The 17,713-nt window shown below is 39.4% G+C and carries 15 protein-coding genes and 1 tRNA gene; 15 read left to right on the top strand and 1 reads right to left on the bottom strand.

From position 1 onward, the window contains the following. The 15 genes from JW841_01085 to rimI form a co-directional block, all read left to right on the top strand. The coding region (locus JW841_01085; GenBank protein MBN1959512.1) for an elongation factor Tu at positions 1–87 on the top strand (87 nt) is incomplete at its 5' end. A gap of 9 nt (positions 88–96) precedes the next feature. After that, a complete protein-coding gene (gene rpmG, locus JW841_01080; protein MBN1959511.1) occupies positions 97–261 on the top strand; it encodes a 50S ribosomal protein L33 in 165 nt (54 codons plus the stop codon). Positions 262–297: 36 nt separating this feature from the next. Beyond that, positions 298–374, top strand: a tRNA-Trp gene (locus JW841_01075). A gap of 169 nt (positions 375–543) precedes the next feature. After that, on the top strand, positions 544–801 hold the full coding sequence (gene secE, locus JW841_01070) for a preprotein translocase subunit SecE (GenBank protein MBN1959510.1): 258 nt from the start codon (positions 544–546) through the stop codon (positions 799–801). A gap of 109 nt (positions 802–910) precedes the next feature. Beyond that, the gene (gene nusG / locus JW841_01065; GenBank protein ID MBN1959509.1) at positions 911–1,477 is read left to right on the top strand and encodes a transcription termination/antitermination protein NusG; all 567 of its coding nucleotides are present in this window, start codon (positions 911–913) and stop codon (positions 1,475–1,477) included. Then, positions 1,478–1,921 (top strand): 50S ribosomal protein L11, encoded by a 444-nt coding sequence (gene rplK, locus JW841_01060; GenBank protein ID MBN1959508.1) that lies wholly within the window; start codon positions 1,478–1,480, stop codon positions 1,919–1,921. 118 nt (positions 1,922–2,039) lie between these two features. Further along, on the top strand, positions 2,040–2,750 hold the full coding sequence (locus JW841_01055) for a 50S ribosomal protein L1 (GenBank protein ID MBN1959507.1): 711 nt from the start codon (positions 2,040–2,042) through the stop codon (positions 2,748–2,750). Between the two features lie 3 nt (positions 2,751–2,753). Continuing rightward, positions 2,754–3,284, top strand: coding sequence for a 50S ribosomal protein L10 (locus JW841_01050; GenBank protein ID MBN1959506.1), 531 nt, complete (start codon positions 2,754–2,756; stop codon positions 3,282–3,284). Positions 3,285–3,438: 154 nt separating this feature from the next. Beyond that, on the top strand, positions 3,439–3,846 hold the full coding sequence (rplL, locus tag JW841_01045) for a 50S ribosomal protein L7/L12 (GenBank protein ID MBN1959505.1): 408 nt from the start codon (positions 3,439–3,441) through the stop codon (positions 3,844–3,846). A gap of 398 nt (positions 3,847–4,244) precedes the next feature. Further along, a complete protein-coding gene (gene rpoB, locus JW841_01040; protein MBN1959504.1) occupies positions 4,245–8,408 on the top strand; it encodes a DNA-directed RNA polymerase subunit beta in 4,164 nt (1,387 codons plus the stop codon). Positions 8,409–8,474: 66 nt separating this feature from the next. Then, complete coding sequence (gene rpoC, locus JW841_01035) at positions 8,475–12,644, top strand: DNA-directed RNA polymerase subunit beta' (protein ID MBN1959503.1); 4,170 nt, start codon at positions 8,475–8,477, stop codon at positions 12,642–12,644. A 172-nt stretch (positions 12,645–12,816) separates the two neighbouring features. After that, a complete protein-coding gene (locus JW841_01030) occupies positions 12,817–13,320 on the top strand; it encodes a hypothetical protein (GenBank protein MBN1959502.1) in 504 nt (167 codons plus the stop codon). Positions 13,321–13,344: 24 nt separating this feature from the next. Then, the gene (ysxC, locus tag JW841_01025; GenBank protein ID MBN1959501.1) at positions 13,345–13,959 is read left to right on the top strand and encodes a ribosome biogenesis GTP-binding protein YsxC; all 615 of its coding nucleotides are present in this window, start codon (positions 13,345–13,347) and stop codon (positions 13,957–13,959) included. A 6-nt stretch (positions 13,960–13,965) separates the two neighbouring features. Beyond that, the gene (locus JW841_01020) at positions 13,966–14,565 is read left to right on the top strand and encodes a SurA N-terminal domain-containing protein (GenBank protein MBN1959500.1); all 600 of its coding nucleotides are present in this window, start codon (positions 13,966–13,968) and stop codon (positions 14,563–14,565) included. A gap of 29 nt (positions 14,566–14,594) precedes the next feature. After that, positions 14,595–15,071 carry a ribosomal protein S18-alanine N-acetyltransferase gene (rimI, locus tag JW841_01015; protein MBN1959499.1) on the top strand — a complete coding sequence of 159 codons (477 nt, stop codon included), beginning with the start codon at positions 14,595–14,597 and terminating at the stop codon, positions 15,069–15,071. Here rimI and JW841_01010 read toward each other — a convergent pair whose 3' ends face one another. Further along, on the bottom strand, positions 15,072–17,654 hold the full coding sequence (locus tag JW841_01010; GenBank protein MBN1959498.1) for a 1-acyl-sn-glycerol-3-phosphate acyltransferase: 2,583 nt from the start codon (positions 17,652–17,654) through the stop codon (positions 15,072–15,074). It lies immediately after the preceding gene. Positions 17,655–17,713 lie beyond the last annotated feature (59 nt).

Genomic DNA, 17,713 nt, shown 5'->3' with positions numbered 1-17,713 from the left:
ATTGCGATGGAGAAGGAAGTCCGCTTCGCTATTCGTGAAGGTGGGCGCACGGTGGGCGCTGGCGTTGTTGCAGAGATCATCGAGTAGGAGTTAAAAATGGCGGCGGTTCGTGAGCTTATTGCGTTAGAATGCACAGAGTGTAAGCAACGCAATTACACAACTTCAAAAAATAAAAAGAAGCAAACCGAAAAGCTCACGCTCAAAAAGTATTGTCGATGGGATCGTCGACATACTGAGCACAAGGAGACTAAGGTTAAGTGAAGTTTTATTGCTCTTTATTGAGGGTAAAAGAATTACAGGCCAGTAGCTCCAATTGGTAGAGCGGCGGTCTCCAAAACCGCATGCTGGGGGTTCGAATCCCTCCTGGCCTGCCAAGATTTTAAACTTGAAAGGTATTTACAAGACCACATGGGCACAAGAACTCGATACGTAGTGGTTGGCATTCTGATATTGGCTGTGTTTGCCGCAGTATCGTTGTCACATGGACTGTCATGGGTCTGGGTGCAGCTAGATTGGGATGATGCGTCATTATTTGCTAGGGAAATGACGCTAACGCGCATAATAGCTTTTAGCGTAGCATTTGGTAGTGCCGTGTTTGTATTGAAACATGCGCATACTTTTAAACTCGCCAATGAGGTTGTTGATGAATTATCAAAAGTTTCTTGGCCTTCGCGTGAAGAGACTGGCAATGCAACTATTGTGGTATTAGTTGCAGTGCTAATTTGTTCGGTTTATTTAGGCATCTTTGACGCCATATGGTTGTCATTGACTAACTTTATACTTGGAGTTAACCCGAGCTAAGCTGCGGGTAGCAAATGCTGCTGTGGCACTTGGGATAGGAACTACTATGGCGGACCGCGAGCTGGAAGCGGACGGTACTGAAGAGATGGCGCTTAAAAACTCGGAAGAGATGTCAACCGAAGTTAAATCTGAGGTGACAAATCCGAGTTTTAAATGGTATGTAGTCCATACTTATTCAGGCTACGAAAACCGTGCGAAAAAGAGCCTTGAGGAGCGTATCCGTCAGTTTAATCTGACTGATAAATTCGGTGAAGTACTTATACCCACCGAAAATGTTGTTGAACTAGTAAAAGGTGGGCAAAAGAGAACTACGAAGCGCAAATTTTTTCCTGGCTATATGCTAGTACAGATGGAGCTTAATGAAGATACCTGGCATCTTGTTAAGTCGACTCCCAAAATTACAGGATTTGTTGGTGGCGCTACACAACCACCAGCAGTGCCAGAGAGTGAAGTAAGAAGATTAACGCGACAAATTGACGAGGGAACGCTCAAGCCTAAACCCAGAGTTAAGTTTGAAGATGGTGAAAATGTGCGTGTGATTGACGGTCCGTTTCAAAATTTCAATGGCGTTGTTGACGCAGTTAATGCTGAGAAATCAAAAGTGCGGGTTCTGGTATCGATTTTTGGGCGTGCGACACCAGTTGAGCTTGAGTTTGTTCAGGTGGAGAAGGCTTAAATGGCTAAAAAAATTGCAGGTTATGTGAAATTACAGATCCCCGCTGGTAAAGCGACCCCATCGCCACCTGTTGGTCCAGCTTTAGGTCAACATGGTGTTAATATTATGGGGTTTTGTAAAGAATTTAATGCTAAGACAGCAAAAGACGGTGATATGATTATACCGGTTTTAATTACTGTCTATGCTGATAGATCATTTAGCTTTATTACTAAAACACCACCTGCTTCGATTTTGCTTAAAAAAGCTGCAGGGTTAAAGACTACCAAGAAACCAGGTGCTGGTTCTAAAGAACCAAATAAAACCAAGATTGGTGTGATAACTCGAGCCCAAGTGGAAGAAGTAGCAAAAATTAAAATGCCTGATCTTAATGCCAAAGATCTTCCTGGTGCTATTCGCATAATTGAAGGTACGGCAAAGAGTATGGGGCTTGAAGTTCGCGGATAGGAAATTATAAAGGTACTACGTTAATAGTTAATACATCAATGTTTTAAGTATTAACGTCGTTATGCAGGAGGCCCGTAAATATTTTACGTGCCGAACTGACTGCAAAGAGAGGTGTTTAATGGCTAAACTCAGTAAGCGTTATGTTGCTAACGCCGAGAAGTTTGACCGACTTAAGAGGTATGAAGTTACAGAAGCTTTCTCGATTTTAAAATCTGTAAAAACAGCTAAATTCAATGAATCTGTTGATGTTGCTATTCGCTTAGGGGTAGACCCAAAAAAATCAGACCAAATGGTCCGTGGTGTTGTTTCACTGCCTAATGGTACTGGAAAAACGATACGTGTTTTAGTTTTCGCTAAAGGTGAAAAAGAAATCGAGGCGAAAGAGGCTGGCGCAGATTTTGTCGGGGCAGAGGACCTAGTTGAGAAAATTAAGGGTGGATGGCTTGATTTTGATGCTTGTGTTGCTACACCAGATATGATGCCCAAAATCGGACCTATTGCAAAAATTTTAGGTCCGCGTGGCTTAATGCCTAATCCAAAAGTCGGTACGGTAACATTAGATGTTGCTCGTACGATAAAAGAACAAAAGGCTGGCCGTATTGAGTATCGTATTGAAAAAGCAGGTATCATTCATTGTGCTATTGGGAAGCTAAGCTTTGATACAGAAAAACTAGAGCAGAATTTTCGTTCCTTGTTAGATTCTATTATTAAAGCCAAGCCCCAAACTGCAAAGGGTAATTATCTCCTTTCAGTATCGCTCTCGAGCACTATGGGTCCTGGAATCAAAATCGATCCAGCAAAGGCAATGATCGGCCTGGGACGCGAGTAAGCTATGATTCAGCAAGAACAAAAAGAACAATTTGTAAAAGAGATTAAAGAGGATATCGCCAAAGCGGAAGGCGTGGTTTTTCTCGATTACACCGGTTTAACCGTGGCTGAAGTTGAGTCTATTAGAAAGAAAGCTCGCGCCGCTGATATCAAGTATAAAGTTGTTAAAAATACATTAATGGCTAGGGCTCTAATAGGAACTGAAGCAGAAGAAGCTTCTAAGTTTTTAAAAGGGTCGCCTACAGGTGTAATTGTTGGATTTTCGGATCCGGTGGTCACAGCAAAGCTTGCTGTTGATTTCACAAAAGATTCGAAACATGTACGTATTAAAGGTGGCATTCTTGACAAGAAAGCCATCTCATCAAATCAAACTGAAGCGCTCGCGCAGATGCCAAGTAAGCGCGAGATGGTGACGCAAATAGTAGGAATGGCCCTTGGTCCTGCGCGTAATCTGCTGGCTCAAATTAAGAGTCCGGCTGGACGTATAGTTGGAGCAGTTGAAAAGAAGGCGAAGGAGGAAGAGCCAACTGCATAGGCGTCATAAAGAGATAGGCACAAGTTTAGTATTGTGCAGAAATTTTTAATTATTTTAACAGAAGTGAACCAAAGAAACGCAAGCGTTTCCGCACAAGCAAAAAAAATAGCTTATGCAAACGCTTTGCGAAGAATTGAGGCAAAAGGAGTAGGTCATGGCAGAGGCAGCACGTAACTGGAATCCCGAGATTAAGGACCTCGGTGAGAAAATTGTTAAGCTCACGCTTTTACAAGCTAAAGAGCTTGGTGATTATTTGAAAGAAGAGCATGGTCTTGAAGCGGCATCTGGTGGTGTAGTGATGGCATCTGGTCCTATGGCTGCCGCAGCTCCGGTAGCTGCAGAAGAGCCAACAGAGTTTAATGTCATTTTGATAGATGCTGGCTCTAACAAAATTCAAGTCATTAAAGAGGTCCGTGCAGTTACTGGTCTTGGTCTCAAAGAGGCAAAAGACCTTGTTGATGGTGCACCAAAGACCGTCAAAGAAGCACTACCAAAGAAGGATGCTGAAGAACTCAAAAAGAAACTTGAAGCAGCTGGCGCTAAAGTGGAAATCAAGGCGTAAAAATTGGTTGTGGTCAAGTACTACGATAACGTAGCATAAATACCTTCGTTATCGTGGTGAGTTAATGCCTTCTGCCGTGGTCAATTTTTATTTATAAAATTGGCGCGGTTTGAAAATGAAGCATTATAAAGCAACTGGCGAGAATTATGTTTGCCATATATAAGCTTTATGTATGCTTGGTTAATTATGGCACTGGTTTTTTAGAAATATCAAGAGTGTGATCTGAGAGATATTTCTAATAAACACCGGTGCTGGGTGAACCAATAAGAGAAGGCAAAATTGTGGTGAAGCCACCAATTGAAAGTAACTGGCCGAAGGGTGTGCTTCACGGCCATACGCATGCGAAAGACGAACTGCTTTTTTGCAGCCAGAACGCATCTTAAGGAGCGCTCTAACGAATGGCTCAAATCCAAGACAATTTTCGGATACGTAAGAGTTTCGCCAAGATCGATAGTCTCATTGCGATCCCAAACCTTATCGATATCCAAAAGCGTAGTTATGACAAATTTTTGCAGCTTGAAGTTGATCCCGCTAAGCGAGAAGATACTGGGTTGCAGGCGGTATTTAGACGTGTTTTTCCTATAAAGGATTTTAATGACACCGCTTCGTTAGATTTTGTCAAATACGAAATCGATCAACCTAAATACGATGTTTATGAATGTCATCAGCGTGGTATGACATATGCCGCACCGATGAAGGTATCGATTCGTCTAATTGTCTGGGAAAAAGACGAGGTTACCGGACAGCAGACCATCCGCTCGGTTAAAGAACAAGATGTCTATTTTGGTGAAATACCTCTAATGACCGAGCATGGCACCTTTATTATAAATGGAACAGAGCGTGTTATTGTTTCGCAATTACATCGTTCTCCAGGTGCATTTTTCTTTGTAGGTCAGGATAAATCAAAGACCGGAAGCACCGGTAAACTACTATACAGCGCACGCATTATACCTAATAGAGGTAGCTGGTTAGATTTTGAGTTTGATACTAAAGATATTTTGCATGTACGTATCGACCGGAGAAGAAAACTGCCTGCAACGGTATTATTAAAAGCTTTGGGTTACTCCACCAAAGAGTTATTAGATTACTATTACGATACTGAGACTGTCTTTATTCTTGGCAAAGATAAATTTGAAAAATCAGTTGATATTAGCCTATTGCTTGGGCAAAGAGCTACTCGTGACATTCGTCATCCAGAAACTCGAGAAATATTAGTTCGTAAGAATCGAAAATTCACTCGCTCAACCATAAAATTAATCCAAACAGCTAATATTGAACGTATTTCAATAGAACCTGAAGACGTCGTCGGCACCGTGTCTGCTGAGGATGTTATTGATGAAACAACTGGCGAAGTTATTTTACAAACAAATGAGACCGTCACTAGTGTAAAAATAGAAGAATTGCGTGAACATAATATTACGCAATTTAAAGTGTTATTTATTGATGGTCTAAATGTTGGTTCTTATCTTAGAGACACATTGCTTGTTGATAAAGTTGAAAATCAAGAAGAATCGATTTTAGAGATTTATCGTCGTTTACGTCCTGGTGATCCGCCAACAATTGATACTGCCAGAAATTTGTTTGATAATCTTTTCTTCAATCCAGAGAGATATGATTTATCAAAAGTTGGTAGATTAAAACTTAACCATAAATTTGCTCTTGAAGAACCAATTGATAACACGGTTCTTACTAAAAAAGATATTCTTGAAGTTGTAAGATATTTACTTGATCTTAAGAATGGCAAAGGATCTGTTGATGACATCGATCATTTAGGTAATCGTCGAGTTCGAGCTGTTGGCGAATTGCTTGAAAATCAGTTCCGTGTTGGTTTGGTTCGTATGGAGCGTGCTATTCGTGAGCGCATGTCTCTACAAGAAATTGAAACGTTAATGCCTCATGACCTCATTAACGCTAAACCAGTTTCAGCAGTTATAAAAGAGTTCTTCGGTAGTTCTCAACTTTCGCAGTTTATGGACCAAACAAACCCATTATCTGAAGTAACGCATAAGCGTCGTTTGAGCGCTTTAGGTCCTGGTGGTCTTACACGCGAAAGAGCAGGCTTTGAAGTCCGCGATGTTCATCCAACGCATTATGGTCGAATATGTCCAATTGAAACACCTGAAGGGCCAAATATTGGTCTTATTGCATCGCTTTCTACATTTGCACGAGTTAACGAATATGGATTTGTTGAAACCCCATATCGTACCGTTGCTGACAGTAAAGTAACGCAAGATGTTGAATTCTATTCTGCGCTACAAGAAGAGCAACATATAATCGCACAAGCAAACTCAAAACTTGATGAAGAAGGCAAGTTTACTGAACCATTAGTAGCTTCACGTAAAGGTGGAGACACAATTATGGCTCGCAATGAAGATGTGAGTCTAATGGATGTTTCTCCAAAACAATTAGTATCTGTAGCTACGGCACTTATTCCATTTTTAGAAAATGACGACGCTAATCGTGCACTAATGGGTTCAAACATGCAGCGCCAAGCGGTACCATTATTACGTGCTGAGGCACCATTTGTTGGTACTGGTATTGAAAGACAAGTAGCTAGAGATTCTGGCGTCACCGTAACTGCAAGACGTTCAGGTGTTGTAGACTCTGTTGATGCTACAAGAATAGTTGTGAAAGCTGACACTATTGAAGATTCAACTGATATTGCTGCTGAAGTAGATATTTATAATCTTACTAAATTCCAACGTTCAAATCAAAATACTTGTATAAACCAAAAACCTATTGTTCGTTGTGGAGATCGAGTACAGGCTGGCGATTGTATTGCTGATGGCCCAGCTACTGATTGTGGTGAATTAGCACTAGGGAGAAATTTGCTAGTAGCTTTTATGCCATGGCAAGGATATAATTTCGAAGATTCAATTTTAATTAGCGAAAGAGTTGTCAAAGAAGACCTTTATACTTCTATACATATTGAAGAGTTTGAGTGTATTGCTCGCGATACCAAACTTGGCAAAGAAGAGATCACTAGAGATATTCCTAATGTTGGAGAAGAAGCACTTAAAGATCTCGACGAAGCTGGCATAGTACGTATTGGCGCTGAAGTAAAAGCTGGTGATATTTTAGTCGGTAAAATTACACCAAAAGGAGAAACACAATTATCTCCTGAAGAAAAACTGCTTAGAGCTATTTTCGGTGAAAAAGCTGGTGATGTTCGTGATACTTCGCTGCGTGTATCACCTGGTGTTTCGGGTACTGTTATTGGTGCACAAGTATTTGCTAGAAAAGGTATTGATAAAGATGAGCGTGCACAACAAATTGAAGAAGAGCAAGAAGCTCGTCTATTAAAAGACCAAAATGATGAGATAAAAATTGTCAAAGAAAGTGCTCGTCGTAAAATTATTAACATACTTAAAGATTGCAGAGCTGCCGGTCGAGTTATTGATGATGATGGTAACGTGATTATTCAGAAAGATGATATTTTAAGCGAGCAATTGCTTGAACAAATACGTAGTAAATTATTAGGTGAAATAGATATTAATGATAAGGATAAAGAAGATCAGGTAAAGGCTATTCTTCGATCTGTTGAAGAAAGAGTTGCTCTGGTTAAGGTTACTTTTGGTGACAAAATTGCACGCCTGAAAAAAGGTGACGAATTAGCCCCAGGTGTTATTAAGATGGTGAAAGTATATCTTGCCATCAAGCGCAAATTACAAGTTGGCGATAAAATGGCCGGGCGTCATGGTAACAAAGGCGTTATCAGCCGTATTCTCCCTGTTGAAGATATGCCTTATACTGTAGATGGAATCCCGGTTGATATTGTGTTGAATCCACTAGGCGTGCCTTCACGTATGAATGTCGGCCAAATACTTGAAACCCATTTAGGGTGGGGGGCGCGAATTATCGGTAAAAGATTACAGGATTATATTGAGCAGAACTATTCTACTGAACAAATTAAAGCCGAATTGAAACGCCAATTTAATAATGAAGAACAGCAGGATTTTATTGAAAAATTGGATGATGACGATACGCGAAGAATGGCCATGAAGCTTAAGAACGGTATGCACTTTGCTTCTCCAGTTTTTGAAGGTGCAACTGAAAAAGAAATAGAAAATGTGCTTGAATCTGCAGGTTTATCAATTCGTGGTCAATCTATGTTGTTTGATGGACGCACTGGAGAGCCGTTTGAGCATGATGTGACTGTAGGAATAATGTATATGCTTAAACTTCATCATTTAGTTGATGATAAGATTCATGCCCGTTCAATAGGGCCATATTCGTTGGTCACGCAGCAGCCATTGGGAGGCAAGGCTCAATTTGGTGGACAACGTTTGGGCGAAATGGAAGTTTGGGCCATGGAAGCTTATGGCGCTTCTTATGCACTTCAAGAATTCTTAACTGTTAAATCAGACGATGTTGTAGGTCGTACACGGATGTATGAGGCCATTGTAAAAGGGGAGAACGTTCTTGAATGTGGTGTGCCTGAATCATTCAATGTATTAATGAAAGAATTACAGGCTCTATGTTTAGACATTGAGCTTTTAGAAAAAGAACAAGCAACACCGCAAATTGCAGTTGATAGTCGGCCAAACAATGCAGTGAATTAACGATACACCCTAAAAAGGGATAGTAGTAAATAGATACGCGCTGAAGCAGATTGGAGCGGACGCAAAGTGAAAGACATCTTCTCATTTTTCGAGAAACCGAAGGATCCAGTTAATTTTGATTCTATTCGAGTGTCTATAGCGAGCCCTGATAAAATTCGAGAATGGTCTCATGGTGAAGTTAAAAAACCAGAGACTATTAACTATCGAACGTTCAAACCAGAACGTGATGGTCTTTTCTGTGCCAAAATATTTGGCCCAGTAAAAGATTATGAATGTAATTGTGGCAAATATAAACGCATGAAACATCGCGGTATAGTTTGCGAAAAGTGCGGTGTTGAAGTTATTCAATCAAAGGTGCGACGCGAAAGATTAGGCCATATTAATTTAGCCACCCCGGTTGCGCATATTTGGTTTTTGCGTTCATTGCCATCGCGAATCGGTTGTGTGCTCGACATGAGCCTCAAAGAATTAGAAAAAGTTCTATACTGTGAGGCATTTGTAGTAGTGGATCCTGGTCAAGTTCAAGAGATTCAGCGCGGTCAACTACTTAACGAAGATGATTATAATGAATTGATAGATAAATATGGCCCAGAATCTTTTAATGCAGCTATGGGCGGTGAATCCATACGTGATTTGTTAAAAGCTACAGATTTAGAAGCTTTATGCAAACAATTGCGTGAAGATATGGTCACAACCACTAGTGATGCAAAACGTAAAAAATATGCCAAACGCCTAAAAGTTTGTGAAGCATTACGCGATAGCCAGAATAAATGCGAGTGGATGATGCTCGAAGTTATTCCGGTTTTGCCGCCAGATTTACGACCATTGGTACCATTAGATGGTGGTCGTTTTGCAACCTCAGATTTAAATGACCTATATCGACGAGTTATCAATCGTAATAATCGTCTTAAACGTCTGCAAGAACTCAACGCACCTGAAATCATCATACGTAATGAAAAGCGTATGTTGCAGGAAGCAGTTGATGCATTATTTGATAATGGTCGTCGTGGTAAGAGTATAACCGGTCCTAATAAGCGACCGTTAAAATCTCTATCCGATATGATCAAAGGTAAACAAGGTCGTTTTCGTCAAAACCTATTAGGAAAACGTGTTGATTACAGCGGTCGTAGTGTCATTGTTGTTGGTCCAGAATTAAAGCTTCATCAATGCGGTATACCTAAAATAATGGCTCTTGAGTTATTTAAACCATTTATCTACAATAAGCTTGAAGAGAGAGGATATGTAACTACCATTAAAAGCGCTAAGAAGATGGTAGAAAAAGAGAAACCGGAAGTATGGGATATTTTAGATGAAGTAATTCGCGAGCATCCGGTTATGCTTAATCGTGCTCCGACTTTGCATAGATTAGGTATTCAAGCATTTGAGCCGGTTCTTATCGAAGGTAAAGCGATTCAATTGCATCCTTTAGTTTGTACCGCATTTAACGCCGACTTCGACGGCGACCAAATGGCTGTGCACGTACCGCTTTCTGTTGAAGCACAACTAGAAGCTCGTGTTTTAATGATGTCAACCAATAACATTTTATCCCCTGCAAACGGACGTCCTATTATTGTTCCGTCACAGGATATTGTTCTTGGTTGTTATTACATGACTCGTGAGCGTGCTTTTACAAAAGGTGAAGGTATGCGTTTTGCTTCTCCTGATGAAGTGAGAGCAGCTTTTGACCATGAAGTTATAGATCTTCAAGCTGCAATTGATTGTCGAATAAATGGCAAACGCATAAAAACTACCGTGGGGCGTATTCTTTTATACGAAATTATACCAAAAGAATTGCCATTTGAACTGGTAAATAAAGTAATGGACAAGAAGGCATTAGGTGCCCTTATTGACATTTGTTACCGTAAATGTGGTCAAAAAGAAACAGTGCTTTTAGCCGATCACATTCGAACCTTAGGCTATAGTTATGCTACAAAAGCTGGTACCTCCATCTGCATCAAAGATATGGAAATACCAAAACGGAAGAACGAATTTGTAGAGAACGCTCAAAAGCAAGTTCAAGAGATTGAAAATCAATATACTGAAGGTCTTATTACCGACGGTGAACGTTACAATAAAGTAATTGATATTTGGTCACGTGTCGCAGAAGAATTAGAAAATGAATTGATGACTGGCATTAGCACAGAGGTCGTAACTTCTGAGAGAAATGAACAGAAAAAGATGCCATCATTTAACCCCATTTTTATGATGGCTGATTCGGGAGCACGTGGCTCACGTCAACAAATAAAACAGTTAGCGGGTATGCGTGGTTTAATGGCTAAACCATCAGGAGAAATCATTGAAACACCAATTACTGCTAACTTCCGAGAAGGTCTTACCGTGCTTGAATACTTTACCTCTACGCACGGTGCGCGCAAAGGTTTGGCAGATACCGCCTTAAAAACAGCAAACTCTGGTTATCTCACAAGAAGACTGGTAGATGTTGCCCAGGATGCGGTTATTTCTGAATTTGATTGTGGTACTCTTGATGGTATTGAAATCGAGACCTTAGTCGAAGCTGGTGAAGTTATCGAACCTCTTGGTGATCGTATTCTTGGTCGTGTGGCATTAGAAGATATTGTACATCCACATACTGACCAAGTAATAGCTTCTGCTGGTGATGAGATAGATGAAACGAAAGTTTCGATTATTAATGATTCACCTATTAGAAAAGTTAGAGTACGTTCACCCCTTACTTGCCAAGCCAAGCGTGGACTTTGTATTGAATGCTATGGTCGTGATTTAGCACGCGGGCACAAAGTTAATTTAGGTGAAACAGTTGGTGTAATTGCAGCACAATCAATTGGCGAACCAGGCACGCAATTAACAATGCGTACCTTCCATATTGGTGGTATCGCCTCTGGACGAGCCGTACAATCTACTCTTGAGACTCGTGGTGGCGGAATTATTAGATATCTAAATCTCAATACTATCACCAAAGCTGATAACACTATTGTTGTTATGAATCGCAATGGTGAAATAGCTGTTATGGATGAAGGTGGTCGTGAGCGCGAACGCTATTCAGTTAATTATGGTGCTAGGATTTTATTTGCTGATGGCGTTCAAACTCCTGCTGGAGCAATTATTTGTGAATGGGATCCATTTGCGGTACCAATTTTAACTGAATCATCTGGTATTGTGAAATTCGGTGACATTATCGAAGGCGTTACTATGAATGAAACGCTTGATGAAGTTACCGGTTTATCTCGTAAACGAATTATTGAATCAAAAGACAAAGATACTAGACCGCGTATTTCTATTAAAGATGATCAAGGTGAGACACAACGCATAATAGGTACCGATAATGAAGCGCGTTATTTCTTACCAATTGGTGCGAATATCGCGGTTCTTGAAGGTGATAGGGTTGAAGCGGGTGATGTTATCGCGAAGATACCGCGTGAAACCACAAAAGATAAAGATATCACGGGCGGTCTGCCTCGTGTTGCAGAACTATTTGAAGCACGTAAACCGAAAGATCATGCTTTAATTTCTGAAATTGATGGTACGGTGCAGTTTGGCAAAGATACAAAAGGTAAACGAAAACTGGTAATTATTCCTGATGTAGGTGAACCAGTTGAATATTTGGTACCTAAAGGTAGACACTTAACTGTGCAAGAAAATGATCGAGTTAAAGCTGGTGATCCATTAATGGATGGACCAGCAAATCCTCATGATATTTTAAGAGTATTGGGCGAAAAACAACTTGGTCGTTATCTCGTTGATGAAATTCAAGAAGTATACCGTTTACAAGGTGTACGTATTAACGATAAGCACATTGAAACAATTGTTCGTCAAATGTTAAGGCGAGTACGTATTAAAGATGTTGGTGACACTACATTTTTAATTGATGAACAAGTTGAGAAGACAGTATTTGAAGCAGAAAATGAAAAGGTAATGACTGCTGGTGGAAGACCTGCAACAGGTGAACCTATGTTATTAGGTATCACTAAAGCATCGCTATCTACCGAGTCGTTTTTGTCTGCTTCTTCATTCCAAGAGACCACCAAAGTACTCACAGAAGCAGCACTTTCTGCGAAGATTGATAGTTTACGAGGACTTAAAGAAAACGTGTTAATGGGTAGACTAATTCCTGCCGGTACAGGTCTGGAAGGATACAAGCGTCTTGCTTCTGTTGTTGATCCAGAATTATTGGAAGCTGATGAAGAATATGAAATGACTCTTGAAGATAGAGAAGGACCACTTCTATCTAATCTTCCAGGTATCGCTGTGAATGAGTAATCATCGCAGTTAAAAGATTTAGCGGTATAGCTTTGCTATAACCACAAAATGCTGCGATAGGCTTTTTACGATGGTATTCTGGCGCATAAAACATATTTTAATTCTGTCATTATTTAAAAATAATGATAGCGCTTATAATAGTAGTAAACGCCCATTATTGATAATAATGAGCATGATAGTTCTTTTAATGGGTTTGCTTATCAGTAATACTGCGGGTACTGCCGAGAATTACATCGGCTCGAAACGATGCAAGAATTGTCATGAATTCGAATATAGTGTTTGGGAACGTAGTGCTCATAATCGTGCCCAAACATCATTAAACGAAACTCAAAGATCAGATCCAAAGTGTAATACCTGTCATACTATGGCTGCAGAATTAAATAACATTAATTCTGCAGTTGGATGCGAGAAATGCCATGGTCCAGGTAAGTACTATTATCCTAGCTATGTTATGAAAGATAGAGAGTTAGCTAAAGCTATCTGGCTTATTGAACCAAAACCTGAGCATTGTATGCGTTGTCATACTGAGGGAGCACCAAGTATTCGTGCCTTTTCTTTTAAAGAAATGTGGGCAAAAATAGATCATGGAAAACGTGCAAAAGAAGCATGGCAAAATAAACAAAAGAAACACCCTGAAATTAAAAAAGAAAAGCCCACAAAAAAAGTACATAAGTAGTATTATTGCTAACTGTTGAAACAAATGAAGCGCAACAAATCATCATCACGTTTTGTAGCTTCTGCTAATTCTTATAAGTATCTTCCCGAATGTGGTGATATTGAGATAGCTTTTGCTGGTCGTTCAAATGTAGGGAAAAGTTCATTATTGGGTGCTGTATTAGGTCAGTCAAAAATTGTTCGAACTTCGCGTACTCCTGGTCGTACTCAATCGCTTAATTTATTCTTGCTTGAAGAGCAAATAGCGTTGGTTGATTTACCTGGTTACGGATATGCAAAACTACCAAAAACTCATCGTCAAGCTATTGAAGAGATGCTGCGTTCTTATTTAAAAGCAAGAATACAGCTTGTTGGTGTGGTATTACTTGTTGATGCAAGAAGAGAACAAGTATCGGATCTTGATCAGGCTTTCGCAAAATGGGTTTTACAAAATCAACGTAAATTACTTCTTGTTATAACCAAAAGCGATCTGATTCCAAAAACAAGAAGAAGTCATGTTATAAACAAGATTGAATCAGATCTTAATTTTTCTAAAGGAACGGCATTGTTATGTTCTGCTCATACTGGAGATGGAATTAGTGAGCTTAAGAAGACTTTATGGCAACTTGTTAATGAATCAACTATAAATATTACTCGCTGAGTTTTAATGATGCATATTCTTTGGGGATTAATAATTAGCGTATATTTTGGGTTACCTGTTGGTACGATTATTGACCGAGTAGTTGCTGTTGTTGATAAGCAAGTTATTACACAATCAGAATTAATGTGTGAAGCAAGAATTTTATTAGTGCTTCGCGAAGGAGAAAATGCAGCGAATATTATATTTGATCAAAAAATGTTAAACGCTTTCACAGACTATTTGGTAAATCAAGCGCTAATCACTGCACAAGTTAGTCGTTTAGGTATTCTAGAGATCAATTCAATAGAAATCAAACAAGAAGTAAATCATTTTATGCTTAGATTCCATAGCAAAGATGCATATAATGATTTTATGGAAAAATATGATATTACTACTGAAACCTTACAAAATATTCTTGCGCGCAATCTTAGAAATCAACGTTTTATTACGGAACGAATGAGATTGCGTATCGTTAGCGGAGAAAAACTTAATCAAGACTCAGAACAATACCAAGCTGAATTAAGACGTTGGCTAAACGAACTCAAAGAAGCAGTCGATGTACGATTATTAGGGCCAAGTAATCTTTTAGAAGTTGTACCAAAAGAAAATTCAATAGATAAAAAGTAATATTAACATATTATTAATGGTGCAATCCGATGAGTATTGCTTGCCTGACAAAGTTAGAAGATATTGAAATTAGACAATGTGATAAGGGCGATATCGCTAGCTTAGTTGAAATAGATTCGCAAAACATTGGTGGCGGTTGGAATTACCAGTCATTTACTGATGAGTATTCATTTACACGGTCGAAGATTTACATTGCTGAGAATACAATAAATAGAGAAATATTAGGCTTTATTGTATTTAGGCTTAGTGTTGATGAAATTGAGATTTTTAATATCGCTGTATTGCCATCTGTACGTCGTAAAGGAATTGGAAGAAAGCTTATGCAGGTGGTCATACAATTTGCTAACATTCAGAAAAAATTGAGTATATTGCTTGAGGTTAGAAGCAGTAATGAAAAGGCTATTGCATTATATAAATCATTAGGATTTAGGACCACTGGAAAGCGGCAAGGATATTATCAAAAAGAAAATGAAGATGCATTGTTAATGGAATTAAGAATAAAGTAACTAATAATGGAGATACGAGCCAATTTCATCAGCAAGCTTATTTAGTTTTTCACTTTCATACTCTTTCGTAAGTTTAAGGTGACGTCGCCTTCCCTCACTTTTAACTGAGATAATATTAACATCTAACGCCCATTTTAATGCAGAGTCAATTAGGGTGTTACTCGCTGCTTCGGGACTGCGAATAATACCTTCGAGATAATAGCGACGAGCACGTTCACGAGCACGAGTAGCTAATTCTTTGTCCCAAAGAGGAAACTTATAGAGATCAGATATCGTTTGAATTACTACCCAATAAGCTTCAACAAAACTGTCAAGCATACCAGCAAGATTATTAATCGTGTTTATATTTTTGACTATAATCGTACCTTCATCAAGAACATCTAGGACACTTCGAATAGCAAGTGTGGCGAGGGTATCGTCAAAATGTGTTGTGTAGGATGTATCGACACGATAAAGAAATTCACGTTTGAATAGATGAGAAAGAAACTTGGAATCATTATAGATTTTTGTTTGTGAAACACTGGTTGAGTTATAGTGTAAAATAGCGCGAGCCATTAAAGCGGCTGGGGCAAAATAATTCATTACCGCATTTTTATAAAAATTAAGTCTAATTCTTGCTTCTTCGTTTACCCTATAAATAGGTTCACTATCGCTATAGCCAGCTCTATCAACACGCACAGAATTTTCCGAGATCAATTCTTGCATGGCATGAAGCAGTGCAGATTTTCGACTATATGGTAACCGTATAACTTCAGATAAACGTGCTGCAGATGAATCAAGATATTCAATAATTGACTCACCTAGTTCAAGTAATAGACTTTGAGGCAGGCCACGACCGCGATGTCCTAATAATGCCGTAGCTGCGACCGAAATGGGTGTAACCATACAAATTTGTGCAACATCGTGTAATATATGGTAACCCAAACGTTCGGTTTCACGGCGCCATTTATCATCATAAGTAGGATCATCACTTTGTAAAAGGCCATGTTTATTAGCCAACTCTGCTAACGATATTGGATCTCCAAATTGTACATGAACACGCCCGTAACGTGATCGTAGAACTTTGGTAGAACGTAATAAGGCACTAATATCTTCTGATTTTTTATCAGCTCCCATAAGTTCTCGTTCATATGAACCAGCTTCAATAATACGTTCATAGTCAATGGAAACAGGAACAAATTGCAAATCTTTACGAGCGCCAGATCTCCAAGCGTTTACTAACATTCCAAGCATGCCAAATTTGGGCGGAGCGAGTTTGCCTGAACGACTGCGTGTACCTTCAGGAAAAAATTCAATAGAGGTTCCAGTGCGTACAAGTTCAATAATATATGAGCTAAAGACTGCACGATATAAATCATCATTGCGAAAAGTACGACGCAAAGCAAAAGCACCAGCACGACGAAATATAAAACCCATGGGAAAGAAGAACATATTAACTCCGCTAGCTATATGGGGCGGAGTTATGCTTCGTTGCCATAATAAAGATGAGAGAACTAGATAATCGATATGGCTTTTATGCGATGGGCAAAAAACTAACGGCCCTTTTCGTGCAGCCTCAAGGACATGAGCAAGTCCAGCTTCATCTACAATTATCCCATCGTATATTCGGTTAAAAATAAACCGCATGATAAATGCGAACCACCGGATTAAATGAGTATTATAACGAGCAGCAATTTCATAAAATAGACGTTCAGCTCTTAATTCAAGATCAAGATTATCAACATTGCGAGCAGCCGATTGTTTATTAATTGCTTCTCGCACAAGTGGATATCGCAAGACATGACGCTTTGTTTTTTCGATAGTTGAGAGATTAGGGCCGACTACAACTCGCTCTTCTTCATCAAACGAGCGATTAATCTCATGTGCAAGACGCCTAGTTAAATGCATATCATCTGCATCAGGCGATGCTGTTAGCATTGCTTTTAGATCTATAGGATCACTAACTCTGACATTTATCCTACCTGGATTGAATAACAGCATAACAAGTTCATGTAAGCGTCCATTTCGTCGTCCTGCACCAAATATGCGGCTACCAATTGGACCGTATACAGCTCCACTTTGGGATGGATGTACAAACACATGCGGCAAAACATAGATTGGACGATTGCTTTTTCTTTGTGCCGAAATAAGTGCTTGCAAGTAATTGTGGCGTTTTTTTGCGCGTCGTTGCGTCCATGGGCGAATGAATAATAAGGCCGGATTACCTTGTATTACTTTGTCACGCATTAAGATTTCTGGAGGAGGAACTTTAAATGGTGACCAAAAGCGAAAACGCGGCAACCAACGTCTCCAAAAAATTAAAAGTAGCCGCCAAAAAGAAAGACTAGTTCCCCCTATGAATTGTGCGAGAGGAAGGTCTAAAGTAGACAATGTATGGTTAAAATACAAACTCATTATTCCAGTATTAGCGCGTGCCACATATATAATAGTGCCATCTTTTGCTAGCTCACGCATTTTCGTAGCTGTTGCTATAGGATATTCAATAGCGGCAAATAAGCGTCCAAAAATATAACATAGAAATTTGCAGTATTGTTTATGTATAATTATGCCAATTTTTGACGGCTTATAAGTCTTTGTTGTCATAGAGGGAGTTGGTGATATGGGATTTTTTGCATCACTCATATTGCACCAGTATTTTGTTA

This window comes from Deltaproteobacteria bacterium (assembly GCA_016931625.1).
Taxonomy (GTDB): Bacteria; Myxococcota; XYA12-FULL-58-9; order XYA12-FULL-58-9; family JAFGEK01; genus JAFGEK01.
The sequence above is the reverse complement of the archived record's forward strand: the minus strand, read 5'-3'. Positions and strand labels throughout refer to the sequence as shown.